We start from the raw sequence: 718 nt of genomic DNA, 5'->3' as shown, positions 1-718 counted from the left end.
ATGTCCTCCTCGCTGTAGTACTTGAAGAGGGTGTCCTTGTAGGCGAAGGTGTTCGGCGCGATCTCCTCGCCCTCGCCGTAGGTCTGGTCCTCGGGGGTGAAGGCGTTGGTCACGAAAATGCCGCCCTCGACCAGCAGCCGGCGGGCCTCGGTGACCAGCGCGCTCGGGTCCTCGATCTGGCCGAACACGTCGAAGCAGGTGACCGCGTCCACCGAGGCGTCGATCAGCGGGAGTTCGGTGGCGTCGGCGCGGAGCAGGAACGAGCGCTGACGGATGATCCGCTTGGCGTTCTGCAGACCGGTCGGGGCGATGTCCACACCGAGCGCGGTGAAGCCGGCGTCGACCAGCGCGGCCAGGTTGCGGCCGTCGCCGCAGCCGAGGTCGACCACGGTGCGCACCTCGCGGGCGGTGAGCGCCTTGATGGCCTGCGGGATGACCGGGATCGGGTCCTCCTGCCAGAGCGGGGCGTCGTCGGTCTGCTGCTGGTAGGCCGCCTCCCAGCCGTACTGGAGCTCCTTGTAGGAGACATCGGTGGTCATTCTTACCTCCAAGATCGATGGTGCGCCGGGTGGTTCGCGGGTCGGGCTGCGTTCCCGCCCGCCCTCAGAGCCTGCGGCCGGCCCCCCAAGCGACGACCAGGCCACGGCCAAGCGGCGGCCAACCGGCAGCGCGGCCCGGGAACATGACGGGACCCCCGGCCTCCGGCGGCCAGGGGTCC

General features: G+C 70.2%; 1 protein-coding gene. It reads right to left on the bottom strand.

The annotated features are described in order from the left end of the window. A partial coding sequence (locus ABD323_RS42830; protein WP_344447450.1) for a class I SAM-dependent methyltransferase occupies positions 1-539 on the bottom strand: 539 nt, incomplete at its 3' end. Between the last annotated feature and the right edge of the window lie 179 nt (positions 540-718).

The organism is Kitasatospora nipponensis, assembly GCF_039528135.1.
Taxonomy (GTDB): Bacteria; Actinomycetota; Actinomycetes; order Streptomycetales; family Streptomycetaceae; genus Kitasatospora; species Kitasatospora nipponensis.
Note: the sequence above shows the minus strand (reverse complement) of the source record. Positions and strands in the feature narration are given on the sequence as shown.